This window comes from Streptomyces sp. 8K308, assembly GCF_004348315.1.
Taxonomy (GTDB): Bacteria; Actinomycetota; Actinomycetes; order Streptomycetales; family Streptomycetaceae; genus Streptomyces.
In genome coordinates this window covers 16,339-35,612 of the sequence record NZ_SMKC01000037.1, presented here as the reverse complement: position 1 = coordinate 35,612, position 19,274 = coordinate 16,339, and the positions used below count along the sequence as shown (strand labels likewise).

Below are 19,274 nucleotides of genomic sequence, written 5' to 3'. Positions count from 1 at the left end.
CTCCGCCACCGGCTGCGGGCCCGGGCCGAGGACCGGATCCGGGCCGCCCGCGCGACCGGACTGCGCAACCTGCCCCTGCACCACACCACCCAGAACAAGGTCTGGCTCGAGATCGTCCAGATCGCCCTCGACCTGCTGGCCTGGATGCCCATGCTCGCGCTCACCGGCACCGCCAGGCTCTGGGAGCCCCGCCGTCCGCGATTCCGTCTGTTCTCCGCGGCCGCTCAGCTCGTCACCACCGGCCGCCGGCGAATCCTCCGCCTGTCCCGGCACTGGCCCTGGACCGGCCACATCACCGCCGCACTCGACCGGCTCGCACTCCTACCGAACCCCGGCTGACCATCGGACTCACCCATCCCTACGACAGCCCTTCACCACCCGGAGCAGTGGAACCCGGCGACACCCCGAGACGACACTCGGGCCCTCGCCCCGCACAGACTCAGCTCACGGCACGGAAACAGGCCACCGAATCCCTCGGCAGCCCGTCACGAAACTTCGAGGCTAAGGTTGGAAAAGGCTCACTGCCGTCGTTTCTCATCGAGGTCCGTGAGCCAGGTGATCACCAACTGCCTCCGGACCGGTCGCCAAAACGCTCTTCCTGGGAATCAAGGAGGCCACTCGGGCCTTCGGTCATGGTGTAACAGTCCCTTCTCAGTACAGCAGAGCCGAGTTCTGGCCGAGATCGGCGACGACCGGACCCGATTCGCCGACGACCGCGCGCTGCCGCAGAAACCACGGTGGCCGGCACACAGCCGCACTGCGGAACCTCTACATCCGGCTCCTCGGAGCTCCACCACTGCCTGGCCACCCGCCGGATATACAACGAGAACGCCGCTTTCCTGCCCCGCCGCCAGCCGCCGCTTGACGGCATGGACCGATGGGATGTCTCAATGCCTGGAGTCGCGCGACGGCACGGGGACAGCGACGGCGGCGCCGTACGTCTCCTTCCGCACGGTGGATGTGATATTGCGCGGTTCGAAGCGGATCTCGCACCGCCTCTACCGACCGCCCGTTCATGGCTCCGAAGGGCGACTGGCAGACCGGGGTTGCGCGGACGGAGCCGTCGTGCGCCGAGGGCTCACGCCCCCGGGGGTGTGCCGAGGCAACGCACGCCGGACGCACGGAGGTGCAGAGCGCGGCGAGCGGGGCGAAAATTAGACCGGGAGAAACCTGGCGCCCAAGGCGGTCGTTTTATGACGGTAAGTCGCCAGCGACTCCGGGCCGGACACGACGCTGGGTAGCCCACGGCAGGCCGATCATCACGGAAGGTCACCGAAGCGAGGCGTTTCGAAACAAAAGCGCCCCCTCCCACAACGCGCGCGGCACGCAGGGCACCGAAAAGCAGGACGTCGGCAAGCGCCCCCGTCATGCCGGAATGATCCCCGCTGCGTGCCCCGGAGCGCATCTACGCGCCACGAGGGTCGTTGATATGGCGTGACTTCCGAAGAAAAGCCCAACGATTCGCCGGCGGTCGGGGCGGCCCAGCCGACGTCTCGTCCCGCCGCTCTCCACGGCCTCTCTGAGAACGTCGCATACCGTGGCACATCGACCAAGTCGGGCATTGATGCCAGACGCCCGGGGTGGATGAGTGCTCAATACGGCTGAGCTGAGCAGATCGCCCGAGGGCAACCCCCCGAGTGACATGCCTCCCCTGCCAGCCGATCGCCTCGCCATGACCTTCCTCGCGCCCGCACGCCGAGACCACCGGCTCGCCACTGCCCGACTGTGCACACCGGCCGCCAGAACCCACGCGGCTGTTGGCGCCGCCCGTTCCATGCGGGAAGAGGCCACGTGCTGGGGGGCACAAGGAGCACGTCCTGGATCACCTTCCGCCAAACCACTTTCGCGCGCCGGGCGGGCCCACCACACGGCGCCCCTGCCACTTGGCGCTGTTGTCGCAAGAAAAAGGAAAAATGAGAATGTTCCCAGTCGAGCATCCGGGAACACGCAGGGGAACGCTCCTCAATTATGAGCGCTTTCCACAGGGAAAGCCCCTTCGGGAACTCTTGAAAGGTGAGATATATGGCGGCCAGACCGCTCTTGGAGCGTCAGACGAATCACCGCCTGGAAGCCCTGATCGAGGAGGCAGGATTCTCGAACGCCAGTCTCGCTCGCAGTGTTAATTCGAGGGGCGAAAAACTGGGCATCTCACTACGCTACGACAAGACCTCGGTCAGCCGGTGGTTGCGCGGGCAGCGGCCACGCGCGAGAACGGCGGCGATCATCGCCGAGGTGCTGAGTGAAAGGCTGGACAGGACCGTCTCCCTAGAAGAGATCGGCATGGCGTTCGGAAGGAACCTGGCAGGCGCCGTGGGCCTTCAGTTCGCTTCGGACATTCGGGGTGTCGTGGAACAGGCGTGCTCCCTGTGGGCCAGCGACGCGGATCCGCGAGGGGTGTTCTTTGGTTCGGCCATCGCCGCGTCGGCGCTCATCGGCCCCAGCCGGGACTGGCTGATCACCCCGCCCGACACCAAAGTGGCCCGCAGTGGCGGCTCCCGGGTGGGTGACGGCGACGTGGCGGCGGTGAACGCCGCCACCCACGCGTTGAGCGATCTCGACCAGCGGTTCGGTAGCGGGCATCTGCGATCCATCGTGGTGCACTACCTCAATACCTTTGTCTCGGGCCTGTTGACCGGCTCCTACGACGAGTCAACCGGGCGTGCCCTGTTCGGCGCCGTCGCCCGGCTCAACTACCTGGCCGCCTACATGGCCGTTGACACGGGGCTGCTCAGCTTGGCCCAGCGGTACTACGTCCAGGCCCTGCGGCTTTCTCAGGTCGCCGGCGACCGACTGCTCGGCGGCTGCGTGCTCGCCTGCGGCATGGGCCACCTGGCCCCCGCCCTCGGCCACCCGAGGGAAGTCGTCCAGTTGGCGCTCGCCGCGCGCGGTGGCGCGGAGCGAGAGGAAACCCCCATGTCTCGGGCACTGTTCCTGGCCGCGGAGGCCCGGGGCTACGCGCTGCTCCGCGACAACGAAGCCTGCGAAGTCGCGATCGGCCGGGCCATCGAGGCCCTGGAGCAGGCCAAGCCCGGCACCGAGCCCGAGTGGCTGCACTACTTCGACATGGCCTACCTCGCCGGCGAGTTCGCCCACTGTTACCGCGACCTTGGCCAGCCGGAATTGTCCGCTCACTGGGCGGAGCGCGCCCACGCCGAGCATCCCGAGCTCGCGGTCCGCCGCCGGGTCATCGACCTCCTGCTACTCGCCTCGGCACGGATCGAGCTGGACGAGGTCGAGGAGGGCCGCAGTGCGGCGACTCGCGCGATCGAGTTGCTCAGCGGTGTGCGGTCCTCCATCTGCGCCGAATATGTTCGGGATTTCCAGCGGCTGCTCCACCAGAAGGGCCTACGGTCCACCCTGGGGGACTTCCGTGAGCAGTTGGAGAGCTGCCGGACCGCGACCTCGCGGTGAGCGATCGGAGCCGCCGAGAGGGACGTCTACCGGACGGAGTCTCCGCCCGGTAGACGCCCTTCGGTTGTCCGGCCCGTGTCAGCTCAGCCGAGACAACCGGGGACCGGAGACGGGCTTCCGGTGCAGTTGCTCGGGGAGTTGCCGGCCACCAGTGAGAAGGTCAACGTCAGCGTCGTCCCGTCGTTGTAGATGCCGCCGGGAGCGGTGTTGGCGACATTGCTCCCCACCAGGTCGAGGTTCAGTTCGGCGGTGCCGCCCACGGTGGCCACGCCGGCACCGGACGCCCCTGCGGCCAGCGCCGAGTTGGAACCCACGCTGCTCAGGTCGGCCGTCACGTCACCCCCGGAGTTGAAGAGACCGCCGCCCAGCGCATCGGTGCCAGTGATGGAGTTGTGGTCGATGCTCGAGGCGGTGATGTCGAGGGTGGCGGTGTTCAGGATGCCGCCCCCGCCCGTGACAGCCGAGTTGTAGCTGATCCGGCTGCCGGCGTTGACGTTGAGGGTGCCGTGGTTGGCTACCCCGCCGCCCTCGCCGGCCGCCTGGCTGTTCCTCACCGCTGTGGCGTTGAGCGTCACGGTGCCGTTATTCAGAATTCCACCACCGTCGCCGGTGGTCTTGCCTCCGTTGACCGTCAACGCCGAGAGCGTGAGGTTCCCGCCCTCGGCCACCTCGAAGATCCTGAAGTCGGGAGCGGTCGAGCTACGGGTAATGGTGGTTGACGCGCCGACGAGGGTGATGTCCCCGGTGATCACGGGCAGGCCGTCCTCGTCGCTGTCGGCGGCCGTCAGGGTGTAGGTGCACCCCGGCGCCAGCAGCAGGTCGCCGCTGCCCGCGGTGTTGGCCGCGTCGATCGCGTTCACCAGGTCGGTCACGGAGCACGGCACGAGCACGGTCGGCTGAGCGGCGGCCGGAGCCGCGGGAACTAGCGCCAGGCCGGCCGCGAGCCCGGCGCCCGCACACAGAAGCGGAATTCGGAGCCGAAGCTTCATGGTTCTCCTCCCATGGGTGCGCTGTTGCGCGTTCTCACCTGCGGCCAAATTCAAGCAATTGACCCACAAACGGGGAAGGCGCGAAAAAGGGGAGACGGATGCGTTATGACTGTTGAACGCACTCCGGAAAGCGCATGCCGGGCATCGAGGTGGCAGAAGAAGCATATATCGCCCCGACAAATGAGAAAGGCCCGGGAGTGCCGCTTACGGCAAATCTCCCGGGCCGGGGAACAAAGGCGGTCAGTCCAGCGCCAGCCCCATCTTACGGGCCGTGCCGGCCGCGAGCGCGGCGAGCGTGGGATGCTGCCAGACGAAATTGCCGGGTAGTCGGACGCCGAGGTCGGATTCGAGCCTTACCCGCACCTCCATCGCCAGCAGCGAGTCGAAGCCCAGCGACCTGAGCGGTGTCTCGGGGTCGATCGAGGCGCTGCCGAGCCGCAGAACCGAGCGGATGTGACCCGCGAGGCAGTCCACCAGAACGGTGCGCCGCTCCAGGCCGGGCGAGGCGGACTCCAGGCGGGACCGGACGTCGCCACCTTCCCACCGCTCCCCGGGTGCCTCCCCGTCGGCAGTAGGCAGGAGCCGGGAGAAGAACGGCGCCCGCCGCCCGGCCGTCGGGATCCAGCTGAGCGGCGCGCCCGGGATCACCCCGGTGCGCACCCGCCCGTGCGACAGCAGCGCCGCGAGCGAGCGCAGCCCGACTTCGGTGGAGATGGTCTCGTAGCCACGCCCCGCGAAGCCGGTCGCCACCCCCGTCTCGCCCCAGGGACCCCAGTTGACCGCCAGGGTCGGCAGCCCACGGGCCGTGCGCCAGGCGGCGAACCCGTCGAGCCAGGCGTTCGCCGCCGCATAGGAGACCTGGCCCGGGTTGCCGATCAGCGAGGCCAGCGAGGAGTAGGCCACGAACCAGTCGATCCCGAGTCCCTCGGTCGCCGCGTGCAGTCGCCAGGCTCCGATCACCTTGGGCGCCCACACGCGCGCCAGCCCGTTATCGCGCACCTCCGTGACGGCCGAGTCCGCCAGCACCATCGCGGCGTGCACCACGCCGCACAGCGGACGATCGTCCTCCCTCGCCACCGCCACCAAGCGCTCCGCCATGCCGGGCTCGGCGATGTCCCCGAGCACCACGGACACCTTGGCGCCGCGCGCGGACAGCGCGCGCACGGCCTCGACCGCGGTTCCCGACGGGGCGGTTCGGCCGTTGAGCACCAGATGGCCGGCGCCGTTCTCGGCGAGCCAACCGGCGGTCGCCAGACCGAGCCCGCCGAGACCGCCCGTCACCACGTACGTTCCACCCTCCCGCACGCATCTCGGCCCGCCGGCCGGCCGAGCGGTGACGGTGCCCTCCTGCTCCACGGTCAACACCAGCTTTCCCTGATGGTGGGCGCCCGCCAGCGTACGGAACGCCTCCTCGGCGGACGACAGCGGAACGTCGGTGTACGGCAACGGCTCCAGGCGGCCGGCGGCCAGCTCCGCGCACACCTCGCGCAGCTGTCCTACGAACTCCTCGGGTCGCTCGCGCCGAAGCCCGATCAGGTCGACGGCCCGGAAGGTGACGTTGTGCCGCAGCGGCGCCAGGCCGAGTGGCGCGTCGGCGTCGATGTCACGCACCCCGAGTTCGACGAAGCGGCCGAACGGGCGCAGCGTGTCGAGTCCGGCCCTGATCGCCGGGCCGGACAGCGAGTTGAGCACCAGGTCGACGCCCTGCCCGTCAGTCGCCCTGATGACCTCCTCCCGGAAGTCGAGCGACCGGGAGTCGCCGACATACCCGATCCTCATCGCGCGGAGACGCTGGCGCTTTGCCTCGGTTCCCGCGGTGGCTAGCACCTCGGCCCCCAGCAGCCGCGCCACCGCCACGGCGGCAAGCCCCGTACCGCCGGTGGCGGAGTGGATCAGCACCCGTTCCCCTGGGACGAGCCCGCCGACGCGCCGCAGCGCGTACCAGGCGGTGAGGTACGCCACGAGCGACCCGGCCGCGGCGACCATACTCATACCGGACGGCACGGGGACCACCAGCTCAGCCGGTAGCGTGACGAACGAGCCGAAGCAGCCTCCGTTCAGTTCGACGCCCATCACCCGGTCGCCCACGGCCAGTTCGCGTACGTCGTCACCGAGGGCGGTGACCACGCCCGAGCACTCGAAGCCGATCCGGTCGGCCGGCTCCGGCAGCATCCTGAGCGCGGTGAGCACGTCGCGGAAGTTGAGCCCGGCGGCCGTCACCCGCAGTTCCACCTCGCCAGGTCCGGGCGCCCGCCGATCGCGGGTGACGAGTTCCAGGGTGCCGAGATCGCCCTGGCGCCCGACCCGCAGCCCGAAGCCGTCCTCCCCGCAGCGCACCGTCCGCGCCGTGGCGGCCCGCTCCGCGTCGGTGAGCGGTGCGTAGTCGAGCCGGGCGACACGTCGCCGTCCCGAGCCCACAGCCACCTCGTCGTCCGGGCGGTCCGCCAGGAGTTCGGCGGCGACCTCGGCCATCGCCTCCTCCGTGGGCGCCGCGTCCAGCAGGGTGGGCCGCAACTCCGGATGCTCCAGTGCGAGCACCCGCACCACGCCCCGCAGAGCGCTCTGCGCGGGATCGGCGTCGCCGCCGCGCGTGACCGCGTACAGCCGAGGCACAGGGGTGGGAGCCACCGCGACCAGGGCCTGCGTCGCGGCCAGCAGCCACCGCACCCCGCGCACCGCGGAGGCGGCCGGATCACCGTCGTGGCCGCTACCGTTTCCCAGCAGGACCACAGCACGCGGCGGTGGATCGCCGGCCAGCTTCCCGATCAGCCGCTCGGTCAGGTCCTCGAGGGGCATGTCGGTGCCGGGCGCCTCCCAGACCTGGGTCTCCACCCCGGAGTCGCCCAGGGTCACGGCCAGCGGGGCGGCCGCGTCGATCGAATCGCCCGCGATCACCACGGGTCCGGCGGCGGCCGGCTCCGACGTCCGGTCGGCGGGAGGCAGCGGAACCTCCTCCCACCCGATCTGGAGGAAGGCGTCGTCGACCGGGACCTCGGCCTCCGGTGTGTGGCGGGCGAAGCGCAGTCCCTGGACGATGAGCAGCGGCCGGCCTGCGGCGTCGAGCAGACGAACGTGCGCCACCAGGGAGGCACCGGTGTTCTCCACCACGCGGGCGTGACAGTGCGTCGCGGTCGAAGGGTCTCCCGGCATTCGCACGCTCTCGATCGCCGCGGGAAGCAGGGGATGGGAGTCGCGCTGGCCGATCAGCGGAGCCACGGCGAGTTGCGCGCACAGGTCGAGGAGGACCGGATGGACGCGCAGCGAATGGTCGCCGAGGCGCGCGGCGGCCGGCAACTCCACTCTGGCCAGGAAGCTCTCACCACGGCGGGAGGCGAACAGCTCGGAGATGCCCTGGAACGCCGGGCCGTGGACGAGGCGGCGGGAGCGCAGGCACTGGTAGAGCTCTTCGGGAGCCAGCCGGCGGGGGTGGCGCAGCGCCAACGTTTCGAGAGAGGCCCACTCCACGCGCGGGGCGCCGCCGAGCCGGCGCAGCGAGGCAGTTGCCTGCCGTACCCAGTTCGAATCGGCCAGCTGGGCGTCCGCGCGGCCGAGGATCTCGCACTCGACGCACTCGACGCGGTCGGCGTCGCCGGGCGTCAACAGCGTGGTGACAATAGTGTGCTCGGCCAGTCGGAGCGGCGCCAGAAAGCGGAGGTCTCGGATCTCGATCTCGTAGGGCTCGGCGGCGAGCAGCTGGCAGGCACAGCTCAGCGCGAGGGCGTGGTGGACGGCACCGGGCAGAATCGGCTCGTCGTTCACCAGGTGTTCCGCGAGCCACGGCAGTTCGGCGGTTCCGACGTCGGCCGTCCAGGACTGCCGAGCCGGAGTGCCGGGGATCTCGGCGCGGTTGCCGGGCAACGGCCCCGGGCCCGAGGAGGTGGTCGCCGCCGCCGGTTCCGTCCAGTGGTGAGCGCGGTCGAAGGCGATGGTGGGCGCGTCTGCCAGCGTGCCGTCGCCGTAGGGCACGGACCAGTCCACGCTCCCCCCGGCGCAGTGCAGGGCGGCCAACTGGGTGCGGAAGGTCGCCCGTTCCTCTTCCTCACGGCGCAGGGTCGGCAGCACGACGGGGTCGGCCACCAGCTGGATCAGGTTCTGTCGCATCGCCTGGGACACCACGGGATGCGGGGAGACCTCGGCGTACACGGTGTGCTGGTCGGCCGCGGCCGCCGCCAGTGCGGCGGCGAAGCGGACCGGTCGGCGCAGGTTGTCGCACCAGTAGTCGGCGTCGAAGGGCGGCGTGTCCCGCGGGTCGTCCAACACCGTCGAGTAGAACGGCACCGCTGGGCGGCACGGCGTCAGGTCCCCGAGGATGTCACGCAGATCCGGGAGCAACGGGTCAACCTGGGGTGAGTGGGAGGCGACGTCGACCGCGACCAACGAGGCACTCAGGCCGCACGCGCGCCAGCCGTCCACCAGACGCCGGACGTCGTCCGGGCTGCCCGCGACCACGGTGGAGCCAGGTGCCGCGAGCACGGCGATCGACACCTGGTCTTCGAACTCGTGCTCCCGCGTCTTGAGCTCCTTCGCGACCGCCGCCGCGTCCAGCGCCACGGTGGCCATGCTGCCCCGCCCGGCGATGCGGTCGAGCAACAGCGACCGGCGGCAGATCACCCGAGCGCCGTCCGTCGGTGACAGGGCGCCGGACACCACGGCCGCCGCCACCTCACCCATGGAGTGCCCGATCACTGCGGCCGGCTCGACACCGTGTGCCCGCCAGGTGGCCGCCAACGCCAACTGTATGGCGAACAACAGGGGTTGCACGCGGCCGCAGCCACGCACCGGGTGCGCTCGGCGGATGATCTCCAGTACCGAGAACCCGGTCTCCGCCGAGATCAACGGATCGATCTCGGCCAGCGCCGTGCGGAACGCCGGCTCGACGGCCAGCAGTTCACGGCCCATACCGGCCCACTGGGAGCCCTGCCCGGAGAAGACGAAGACGGGACGCCGCGCGACGCCGGCCGTCACGACGCCCCGCACTACGCGTGGCTGCGCCTGCCCCTCGGCGAACCTCCGCAGGACTTTGGCCAGTTCGTCGTGCGACCCGGCCACCACTCCCAACCGCCCACGCCCCGAGTCGCGGCGCAGCGCAAGGGTGTGGGCGATATCCCGCAGCGGCGTGCCGGCTCCGTCGCCCGACACCCAGTCGGCCAGTCGCCGTGCCGCCTCCGGTAGGGCGTCGGCTGAGCCGGCCGGCACCAGGAACACCTCGGGCTCGGACGAGGGCTCCACAGACGAGGCGGGCTCGGGCCACCGGGCGCGTGGCACGGACGCCACCCGCTCGGAGGCGCGCTCGAGTACCGCGTGAGCGTTGGTGCCGGAAAAACCGAAGGAGGAGACGGCGGCAAGCCGAGCGCCGGTGAGTACCGGCCACGGAACCGGTCGCGCGGTCGGCACGAAGAAGCGGGTGTGCGCCGCGTCGATGGACGGGCTCCAGCGGGCGAAGTGCAGGTTGGGCGGCACCACTTCGTTCCGCAGACACAGCACCGTCTTGATGAACCCGACGATGCCTGCCGCCGGCTCCAGGTGTCCGAGATTGGTCTTCACCGATGTCAGCGCGCACGAGTCCTGCCCGGGATCGTAGACCTGCGCGAGGCCCGCGAACTCGGTTGGGTCCCCGACCCGGGTCCCTGTGCCATGGGTCTCGATGAGGCCCACGTCCCCCGGGTCGACGTCAGCGCTGGTCAGGGCGGCCTCGTAGACGGCGCGCTGAGCCGTGACCGAGGGCGCCGCAAGCCCCTCGGACGGCCCGTCCTGGTTGACCGCGGAGCCGCGCACCAGCGCCAATACCCGATCGCCGTCCCGCTGCGCGTCCCTCAGTCGCTTGAGCACCACCATGCCGCAGCCCTCGCCGCGGACGAAACCATCGGCGGAGGCGTCGAAGGTGCGGCATCGACCGCTCGCCGAGAGCATGCCCATGCGGGCGAACGACCGGGTGATCCTCGGTTGCAGGATGAGCGTGACCCCGCCCGCGAGCGCCAGGTCACACTCTCCGGCGAGCAGCGACTGGCAGGCCAGATGCAGGGCCACGAGCGACGACGAGCAGGCTGTGTCGAGCGCCATTGAAGGACCGTGCAGGCCGAGGAGATAGGAGATGCGGCCTGGCGCGACACAGTGCCCGTTGGTGAGGATCGAGCCCTCCAACTCACTGGGCCCGCCAGCCAGTTGCTCCATGTAGTCGCCGTAGCTCAGCCCGGTGAACACTCCGGTCGCCGACCCCTTGGCCCGGGTGGGCGGGATTCCCGCGTGTTCGAGCGCCTCCCATCCGACCTCGAGCAGCAGCCGGTGTTGCGGGTCGAGCACCGCGGCCTCGCGGCCGGAGACGCCGAAGAACTCGGCGTCGAAGCCGGCGACGTCGCGGAGGAAGCCACCCTCGGACGGGGCGTGGTTCCGCCACCCGCACAGCTCGATGCGCTCCGGGGACGGCGGGGCGACCGCGTCCCTGCCCTCCACGAGGGCCCGCCAAAAGTCGGCGGGCGAGTCGATGCCACCGGGCAGTCGGCAGCCCAGACCGATCACAGCGATGTGCTGGTTGTCCATCGAAATCTCCTCCCGCTTCGGTCATCCGGCGTCGGGGCTGCCCAGGAGGATGGCGTTCTTCACGCCGCCGACCTGGTAGTTGAAACTCAGCGCGTAGTCGAAGTCGAGCGCCCTGGGGATCGCGCCCGGCACGGGGTCGAAGGGCAGCCCCTCGGCCGGCTCCTCGCAGTTGGCGGTCGGGCACACCTCGCCGCGCTCCATCATCAGCAGCGTCAAGGCGACGCCGAGACACCCGGCAGGCGCGCCGTTGTGACCGAAGCAGCCCTCCTGGGAGGTCATGAGCAGCCCGGAGTCCTCCCCGTACAACTCTCGGACCGCGCCCGCCTCGAACGCGGTGACCACGGTGTTGCCGTCGCTGCCGCCGTGCACGTACGGGATCTGGTCGATGCGCCACCGGTCGCCGAGGCAGCCTCGCACCGCGCTCACCAGTTCCGCCCCGGTCTCGTCGGCTGCCAACGGGTTGGCTAGCCCGTCACGGGTCATGGCCGTGGCCAGCACCTGTCCGTAGGCGTGCGCCCCGCGCCGCTCCGCGTGCTCGCGGCTCTCCAGGATCAGGGTGGCGGCGCCCTCGCCGTGGTTGATGCTGGTCGCCCGCCGGTCGTAGGGACGCATCAGCGACTCGAAGGACGGCAGCAGTTCCGGCATGTCGCCGGAGCGGAAGGCGTCGTAGGTCCGCTGGGCACCGTGCAGCAGGCGCTGGATGTTCCTGATCAGCCCGATATTGAAGACGTCGACGCCCGTCACGATCGCGACGTCGACCTCGCCGTCGGCGATGAGCCGTCGCGCGTTGCCGATCTGCACGGCGGACGACGCGCAACCGCACGACACGGTGAAGCACGGGCCGTTCGACCGGGTGAGCGCGCTCTGCACCAGGGCCACGTCGGAGGGGGTCACCGCCTGCTCCCCGGCGACGAAGAGCTCCATGGCGGCGAGCGGCTCCGTACGCTCGGGGTCGGCGCGCAGGATGGAGAGGTAACTGTCGACGTTGGCGTCCACGCCGCCCCGCCCCACCAGGATGGCGGCCCGACTCAGGTCGTCCGCGTGCGGTTCGAACCCCGCGTCGGCGCTGGCCTCGGCCAGCGACACCAGGCCGTACCGGTGCGCGTTGGTGTAGTGCTGCGAGAAGAAGGCGGGCACATCGGGTAGGCGCTCGTCGAACGCGTCGTCGGAGAGGTTGACCGAGCCGTAGTAGAGCTCGTCGTGCAGGAGGCAGTGGTCGCCTTGAGAAGCGACAGCCCAGACGTCACCGGCAGTTAAGGTTGGCTTGGTGTGGCCGGGGAGACAAAATCCCATTCCGGTGACCATGACGTTCCGTGCGCCATTGTGTGGCATTGTGTTCGTTTACCTTTCCTGGCGCGGCCTATTCTGCGATGTAGGTGCGCCGGCGCCATCGATAGATGGGTGTTTGCACACCATCTATTTCGACTTGACTTCCTGTCAGTTCAAAATGCTCGTAGCCGTTCAGATGCCGGATCTTGATCTTTTTCTGAGTTTCATCCCGAGGGGCTGGCCAGAGAGGCGAGATCCCCGAGGGGCCATCGACCAAGAGAACCATCATCGGCCGGTTCATGAGAATACCGTACTCGCCGAAAAAGAGACCGGTAAGGTAGTGAGGACTCCCGCAGGGTGGTACGCGCGGCATTTTTCGAGAGGGTCGCCTGTAAGCGCCCTTGAACGTCAAATCCTGCGGGTCGGCGGGGTGCTCAGATTTCCGGCGCCGCGAGCCGCGTGTACGTCACCGGCCACTCGTCCCGCCAGGCCCCGACCGGTGATGGCCACCGGGCCGGGCCGGACCGTGGGGCCCTGCGCGGCGACGGAGGTGTCCGAGAGCACCGTGAAGGGGACGGGCACGCCGCCGAAGAACCCGTGGTGACGGGGTGAAGCCGCTCCCGGCGAAACGGACCGTGTTGCCGCCCGAGGCGGGGCCCCGGGGCGGGTTCACGGCGGTCGCCGAGCCGAAGCGGACAAGGGTGACGCCGGTCAGGCCCGTGCCGGCGATGGCCACCTGGTTGCTGCCCGCCGGCGGTCCCGAGTTCGGCGCCAGTGTCTGCGACACGGTCGGCGCGGGCGCCGGAACGTGGCTGTGCTACAGGCCCTCACTGCCGCCGCCGGGGTGTGACGCGGACGTCGGCGACGCCGGCCCCGGAGAGGGAGAGGACGGCCACCAAGGTGGGCGCGTTGCCGGTGCTGGTCGCCGACTTGGTGCCGAAGGTCGCCTTGGTCGCATGACAGAGATTGGTGCCGGTGATCGTGACCGCGGTGCCACCGCCGATCGAACCCTTGAGGGAAAGAGGCATGGGATTCTCCTCCTTCGAGAAAAAGACTCATGAACCGAGAGGACTTGCGTTTCCCAGTGCAATGGCTTAACCGAATTCGTCCTGTGGGCCTCGCATCGACCGACACCTGTATGCCTGTGTCAGCCGATGCATCCAACCCCGCCGGAAAAAGACCATTCGATCAGTCGCCGCCGAGCGCGGCAGGAACGAATATTCTCCCGGGATGAATGGGCGACCCACCGTTGGATGATTCCAGTAGTCCATGGGAGTGATGACCGCGCAACAGCCTTGCCACGAGGCCACCTGAACGAACGAGCGTGCGGGCCCGAGACGTACCACCGGGCGATCGCAGGGACAGCTCATTTGTCACCCTGTTTGGCGCGCGCCCTGCGGCAGTCGCGGGTGTCCGCGATGGCGTCGGCGGTATCCCGTGACCTGGATCCGAGGTTCTTCGGCGGCATGACGTGGTCGTTCAGTCGGCGGGCGGGAACGCGGAGCTCGGTCCACCGTCGCAGGTACTCGGCGATCTCCCGCTCGTCCCCCGGGCGGCTGATCGCCGCTGTCAGCGCGCCGTCCGCCAGTCCGGGCCTGGGAACGGTGGAAGTCGGCTCGGACGAGATGCTGGTACGCCTACCGCCGAGCACTGGCTGACCGCCGCCCCTTCACGCGCTGGCCCTACCGAATCGCTGGCTGGCCCGACGACACGCGCCACCACGCCATGACACACGCGTCGTTCCGCCGTACCACGCCTTCGCCATCACCTTCGACGGCCATATGGTGACGGAGGGATACGGCGATGACGGATTCGATCACCGATCAAGAATCACAGGTCCTCGCACCACGGCGGTCGTTGCGTGGGATTGACCGAATGGCTCGGTGTCAGTCCCGAGAGAGTTCGGTGCGACAAGATCAGCGACTCGGATGCGCTGTCATTCCCTCGGAACCTCGAGTTCAGGGCACGAGCCGCAATTTCCGCATGGTGGAGGCCCGATGCTCACGATTGGTCGTCACCGAAATGCGACACAGCCTCTCGTTTGACAGACCCGGACGGAGCCGTTCGGGCCGAGCTGCGATGAACGCCCCTCAGGCGCCCGCTCCTGGCCAGTCCGGCCCGACCAGGCGTGCGGTGCCGCCTTCCGTCGGCTGGTGTCCCTTGCGCCCGGTAATCCCCTGCCCTCGGCTCACCGGAAACCGTGTCGGAAAAGGCAATCAATCATCATACGAGAATCTCGAGCGCGGAGAGCGTCCCGGACACCTGCACCCAGAAACGCCACTTGTGCGCGGGGCGCAACTGCCTATGGCGTGACCTCACTTCTTGACGCGGTTGTCACGTGGAAGCAGGAAAACGAGAATGGTTGCTGTCATGTATGAGATAGGCGCAAGGAGCCCCTTGCCCAAATCGCCTCACGGGCGGCTGTCGGCAGGGCTGGATCAGGCTCTCAGGAGTTCATTGAAGGGAATAATCAGCAATGGCTGCCCGTCAGATCATTTCTCGTCAGCCGAACCAGCGACTTGAGGCGTTAATCCAGGAGGCCGGGATCTCGAACGCCGGACTAGCTCGCCGGGTGAACATCAGGGGCAGCAAACTCGGCCTCGACCTTCGGCACGACAAGACCTCCGTGAGTCGGTGGGTGAGAGGCCAGCGCCCCCGTGGCCGGACAGCCGCGATCATCGCCGAGGTGCTCAGCGAGAAACTCGACCGCACCGTGTCATTGGAAGAGATCGGTATGGCGTACGGAAAGAACCTGGCCAGCGGGGTCGGCCTGCAGTTCCTACCCAACCTGGCCAGCGCCGTCAAGATGACATGCGAACTGTGGTCCTGCGACGCCGACCCCCGAGGTCTGATCTTCGGGCCCACCGTGGCGGTGTCCACTTTGATCGGCCCGAGCCGCGACTGGCTGATCACGGCGTGCGACGCGGAGATCTCCCGGAAGGGCGGCTCACATGTGCGCGTCGCCGACGTCGAGGCGGTGCTGGAGACGACACGGGCCCTCGCCAACCTCGACCGCAGGTTCGGCAGTGGCCACATCCGCTCCGTCGCGGTGCACTACCTCAACAGCTTTGTCTCAGGGCTGCTCACAGGAACATACGCCGAGGGGCTCGGCCGCCGCCTCTTCGCCGCCGTCGCACAGCTCAACAAGCTCGCCGGCTTCATGGCGGTGGACACCAACCGGCTCAACCTAGCGCAACGCTACTACATCCAGGCACTCCGGCTGGCGCAGGCCGCCGGCGACCGCGCCTTCGGCGGATTCGTGCTGGCCGACGGCATGGGCTACGTCGCGCCACACCTTGGCCATCCGGGCGAGGTGGTGCAGCTCGCCCTGGCCGCGCGCGGTGGCACCCGCGGCCAGGTCACCCCGGCCATGGCGGCGTTGTTCCACGTCGCAGAGGCGCGCGGTTACGCCCTGCTCGGCGACGCCCACGCCTGCGAGCGGAGCGCGGAACGGGCCATCGAGGAGCTGGACGGAGCCCGCCCGGACAATGAACCCGAGTGGATCGCGTACTTCGACACAGCGCATCTGGCCGACGGGCTGGCGCGCTGCTTCCGCGACCTCGGCCGCCCGCACGAGTCGGCGCGCTGGGCCGAGATGGCCCTCAACAGTCTGCCGGAACGCTACGTTCGCCGCCGCACCCTCGATCTGCTGCTGCTCGCCACCGCGCGGGTGGAAACCGGGGATGTGGCCGAGGGGTGTCACCACGCCCTGCGCGCGGTGGAGTTGCTCGGCGGACTGCGGTCCCACCTCGGGGCGATGTACCTCAAGGACTTCCGCGACTGCCTGGCGCGCTGCAGCGACAGTGGAGAGAGAGCGGAGTTCGAGGACCGGCTGGCAGGCGCTGGTGTGATGTCGGGATATTGAGAGGGCCAGGGTTCGAGGAGACTGCGCCGTGGGCCGGCGCGGATTGCCGCCGGCCCACGGTCATGCCTCCCCGCGTCTACGCGCAACGTGCCCAACGCGCTGTGGCTGACGACGCCGCCGCTACGCGAGCGAGTGGTGAGCTCAGCTCTGCCCCCAGGCCCATGCGTTGGGACATCCGTGGGCGAGCGCCGCCGGGCCTCGCGCTCCCGCCTGAAAGTCTGTAGAAATGCGCGTGCCGGCCGACCTTGGAAATCCACGTCTCGGATTTCCGGGATTGGTTCCGGACTGCACAGGCGGGTGCCCGAGCAAATTCCTCAGCGCCAGGAAACCCATCTCCGTGAGAAGGGTCTGGTATCCGCGCCAGGCGAAGTCAGTGACGGTGCCGGTCTCACCCCAAGGGCCCCAGTTGACCGACAACGTGGGCCGCCCGGCAGGACGTCCGGAAGGCCGCCAAGGCATCCAGCCACGCGTTCGCCGCCGTGTGCGCCGCTGGGCCCGGATACGCTGCCTCACCTGAGCAGTGTTTCTGTCCACGGAACTTGAACCTCGACAAGTCCTGTCGCTGCAGGTCAGGAGCGCTTCTCGCGTTTGTGACCGAGCCTGGAACAGCCCACCCAACGAAAGCGTGAGGCCAGGCAGCGACGAAGAGCTCCATCCGGGGCGGCGCGCGGCGAGCTTTTTCCAGGGGGTGAGATTCACAGGTGCCGAAGCATTTCGGCACCGCGCGAACGGAACAGCACTCGCTCAGGAGGGAGACTGGGAGCCCCGGCCGGCCGGGGGGCAGGTCCGGCCGGGGCCGCTAGAGATGAGAGTAACCGTCACACGCCGGCGGAGGCGTCGGCGAGGTTGGTCCTCCTGATGGTGACCGCGATCCGCCGCCAGTCGATCCCAGGCTGGGTGAGAGGAACACGGTCGTCTCCCTGGATCACGATTCGGAATCACGTTTTCCGGATTCCCGGATCGGCTGCGTTCGGGATGTGCGCTTGGCGCCGCCGCAGTCGAGATGGGCTGATAGAAATGAGCCGCTCCAGCCGGTGCCAAACTGGCACCGGCTGGCGGTCCAATCCCTCTACGGGGGCACACCCGCATGGCAATTGGCACTCTCAGCCGCCATCACCCCAGAGAGGATGGCGGCCCATCGGTTGGACAGTTCCAGTACTCCATACGAGGCACCCGGCCGCAATAGGCGGTGCGCGAACTCACCCGTAAAGAGGAGCGTGTGACCCGAAAAAGTACCACCGGCGCAATGGCGACGTTCCAGGGCCTGTTCTCGTCACAGCGACCCCTTGCATAAAACCGCAACTTGCGCTGCCGTGAACACACCTTCGCCACCACCCACGCCCTGTTTATGTACATTCAAGTGAGGTCAGTCTGATCGTACTGAATGAGAGTGCCGGTTCCCGGAAGGAAAAATCGGCGTCAGGCATTCGGTACTCAAAGTGATCCTCACGGTCAGGAGTGACTGGGAATGAAAATGCGAACGACACGGCGTTCCACACGGTGCCTGGCGGTCGGTGCCGTCGCCGCATTGGCGCTGACTGCCTCGGCCGCCGGCACGGCTTTCGCCGCCCAGCCGGCCCAGCAGGTGCCAACGTACGACTGCGACGAGGGCAACGAAGCCTTCGGCCTCGTCTCGGCCTTCGACTGCGACGCGTCGACCGGCGCCCCGACGCTGGGCACGATCAACGGTCCCTTCGTCATCAACACGCCCTCCGACAGTTGGACCTGTGACAGCGGGCTGGCGGCCGTGCCGTTGGTAGTGTTGGGGTTCGACTGTGAGTGACCCGGCCCAGGTTCGCTGACCCGAGCCGTGGCGGGGGCGGCCGCACACTGCGCCCGCCCCCGCCGTGTGAGCTGATGTCGAGCCCCGCCAGGCCGAACGCTCACGCTGGCCCACGGCACCTTCCACCGCGAGGCGCCGACGATCCGCGAATCCGCCATCGGGCGACTGAGCACCCAGTTCCTCCCACCGGTGTTCTGACCCGCATCTGGGCACCCTCTGCGCCGGGCCACCACACGGCGGCCCGACGCAGACCCGTGGACGGTCTCAGAACGGGACCGGGGCGTTCAGCGGAGACACGTCTCGTACCAGTCCTCGACTCGGCGGGCCACCCTCGGCCAGTCCAGTGCCTCCGCCGCCTGCCGGCCCAGCGCACCCATCCGCTCTCGCGCGGAGGGGTGGTCAAGCGTCTTGGCCACGGCCGCCATCAGCCCCGCCGCCGAGCCCGACGCGAAGACGCGGTACGCCATCGGGTTGGTGACGACCGGGTCGAGGGTGGCGTGGGACGAGACGATGACCGGCGTGCCGAGGGCGAGTGCCTCCAGCGCGGCGGTCGGCACGCCCTCGCCCTTCCCGGCGAGCCTGCGGGAGGCGAGCACGAAGAGTTGCGCCCGCCCGACGAGGTCGTAGACCTCCTCCTGCGGCAACGCGCCAGACAGCGTCACCCCGGGGCCCGCCGCCGCCAACAGTGCGAGTCGGTCGCGTTCCGGGCCGTCGCCCGCGATCACCAGCCGAAGTCCGGGGCGATCGCGGCTCAGCCGGTGGAACGCCGTGATCAGAAGGGCATGGCCTTTCATCGGGTTGAGGGTGCCGACGCTGACGATCAGGCCGGGCTCGCGGGCGGACGCGGGAACGGGTGGTGGCATACGGGAGAGATCGAGTCCGCTGGACATGACGAGGATGCGCCGCGCCTCCACGCCCCGCGCCATCAGGTCGGCGGCGGTTGCCCCGCCCAGCGCGACGAACCCGGCCGCGTACCGGAACGCGTGCCGGGCCAGCCGGCGGTGGCGTTCGCTGAGCGTGGCGTGGACGGTGACGAACAGGGGAACGCCCGTACGCCAGCACGCCGGTCCCAGCACGAGGGCCTCGACGTGGTCGCCATGCAGGTGCACCAGGTCCACGCCGCGCGGGCCGCCTGGCACGGTGCGCAGAGCCTGGGCCGCCTGCGTTGCGAAGGCCAGCCTGTCGGACACCGTGGCCATCACGCGGGACGCGGCCGAGGGCCGCAGCGGTATCCGTGCCGCGCCGCCCGGAACGCATGCCCCGTGTCGGAACGCCAGCGACACCTGGTGCCCGGCAGCGATCTGCTCGCGGGTCAGGCGCTCGACGTGGCGCTCCATTCCGCCTGGCTCGGGAGGGACCCGGTAGCTCACCCGCGCGATTCTCACACCACCGCAGTATCGCCGGTGACCAGGCAACTCGC

10 protein-coding genes are annotated in these 19,274 nt (G+C 69.3%); 4 read left to right on the top strand and 6 right to left on the bottom strand.

Going from position 1 to position 19,274, the window contains the following annotated elements:
• Both E1265_RS08500 and E1265_RS08495 read left to right on the top strand, forming a co-directional pair.
• Positions 1–339: transposase (locus tag E1265_RS08500; RefSeq protein WP_207931005.1), on the top strand; the 339-nt coding region annotated here is incomplete at its 5' end.
• A 1,683-nt stretch (positions 340–2,022) separates the two neighbouring features.
• Positions 2,023–3,411: a transcriptional regulator gene (locus E1265_RS08495; RefSeq protein WP_132929633.1), complete on the top strand. Its 1,389-nt coding sequence runs from the start codon at positions 2,023–2,025 to the stop codon at positions 3,409–3,411.
• Positions 3,412–3,494: 83 nt separating this feature from the next.
• On the opposite strand, the gene E1265_RS08490 is transcribed toward E1265_RS08495, so the two are convergent.
• The 5 genes from E1265_RS08490 to E1265_RS08470 all read right to left on the bottom strand — a co-directional run bounded on the left by E1265_RS08490 (position 3,495) and on the right by E1265_RS08470 (position 13,234).
• Positions 3,495–4,283: a hypothetical protein gene (locus tag E1265_RS08490; protein WP_132929632.1), complete on the bottom strand. Its 789-nt coding sequence runs from the start codon at positions 4,281–4,283 to the stop codon at positions 3,495–3,497.
• 357 nt (positions 4,284–4,640) lie between these two features.
• Positions 4,641–10,937 (bottom strand): type I polyketide synthase, encoded by a 6,297-nt coding sequence (locus tag E1265_RS08485; RefSeq protein ID WP_132929631.1) that lies wholly within the window; start codon positions 10,935–10,937, stop codon positions 4,641–4,643.
• Positions 10,938–10,958: 21 nt separating this feature from the next.
• Positions 10,959–12,242: a beta-ketoacyl synthase N-terminal-like domain-containing protein gene (locus E1265_RS08480; protein ID WP_132929630.1), complete on the bottom strand. Its 1,284-nt coding sequence runs from the start codon at positions 12,240–12,242 to the stop codon at positions 10,959–10,961.
• Between the two features lie 55 nt (positions 12,243–12,297).
• The gene (locus E1265_RS08475; protein WP_132929629.1) at positions 12,298–12,507 is read right to left on the bottom strand and encodes a DUF5988 family protein; all 210 of its coding nucleotides are present in this window, start codon (positions 12,505–12,507) and stop codon (positions 12,298–12,300) included.
• Between the two features lie 526 nt (positions 12,508–13,033).
• A complete protein-coding gene (locus E1265_RS08470) occupies positions 13,034–13,234 on the bottom strand; it encodes an IPT/TIG domain-containing protein (RefSeq protein WP_132929628.1) in 201 nt (66 codons plus the stop codon).
• A gap of 1,658 nt (positions 13,235–14,892) precedes the next feature.
• Here E1265_RS08470 and E1265_RS08465 point away from each other — a divergent pair.
• Both E1265_RS08465 and E1265_RS08460 read left to right on the top strand, forming a co-directional pair.
• A complete protein-coding gene (locus tag E1265_RS08465; protein WP_165953690.1) occupies positions 14,893–16,071 on the top strand; it encodes a transcriptional regulator in 1,179 nt (392 codons plus the stop codon).
• Positions 16,072–17,599: 1,528 nt separating this feature from the next.
• Entirely contained in the window at positions 17,600–17,854 is a 255-nt protein-coding gene (locus E1265_RS08460) for a hypothetical protein (protein ID WP_132929626.1), read from the top strand.
• A 284-nt stretch (positions 17,855–18,138) separates the two neighbouring features.
• Here the strand turns inward: E1265_RS08460 and E1265_RS08455 are convergent, their stop codons facing one another.
• Positions 18,139–19,224, bottom strand: coding sequence for a glycosyltransferase family 4 protein (locus E1265_RS08455; RefSeq protein ID WP_132929625.1), 1,086 nt, complete (start codon positions 19,222–19,224; stop codon positions 18,139–18,141).
• Positions 19,225–19,274 lie beyond the last annotated feature (50 nt).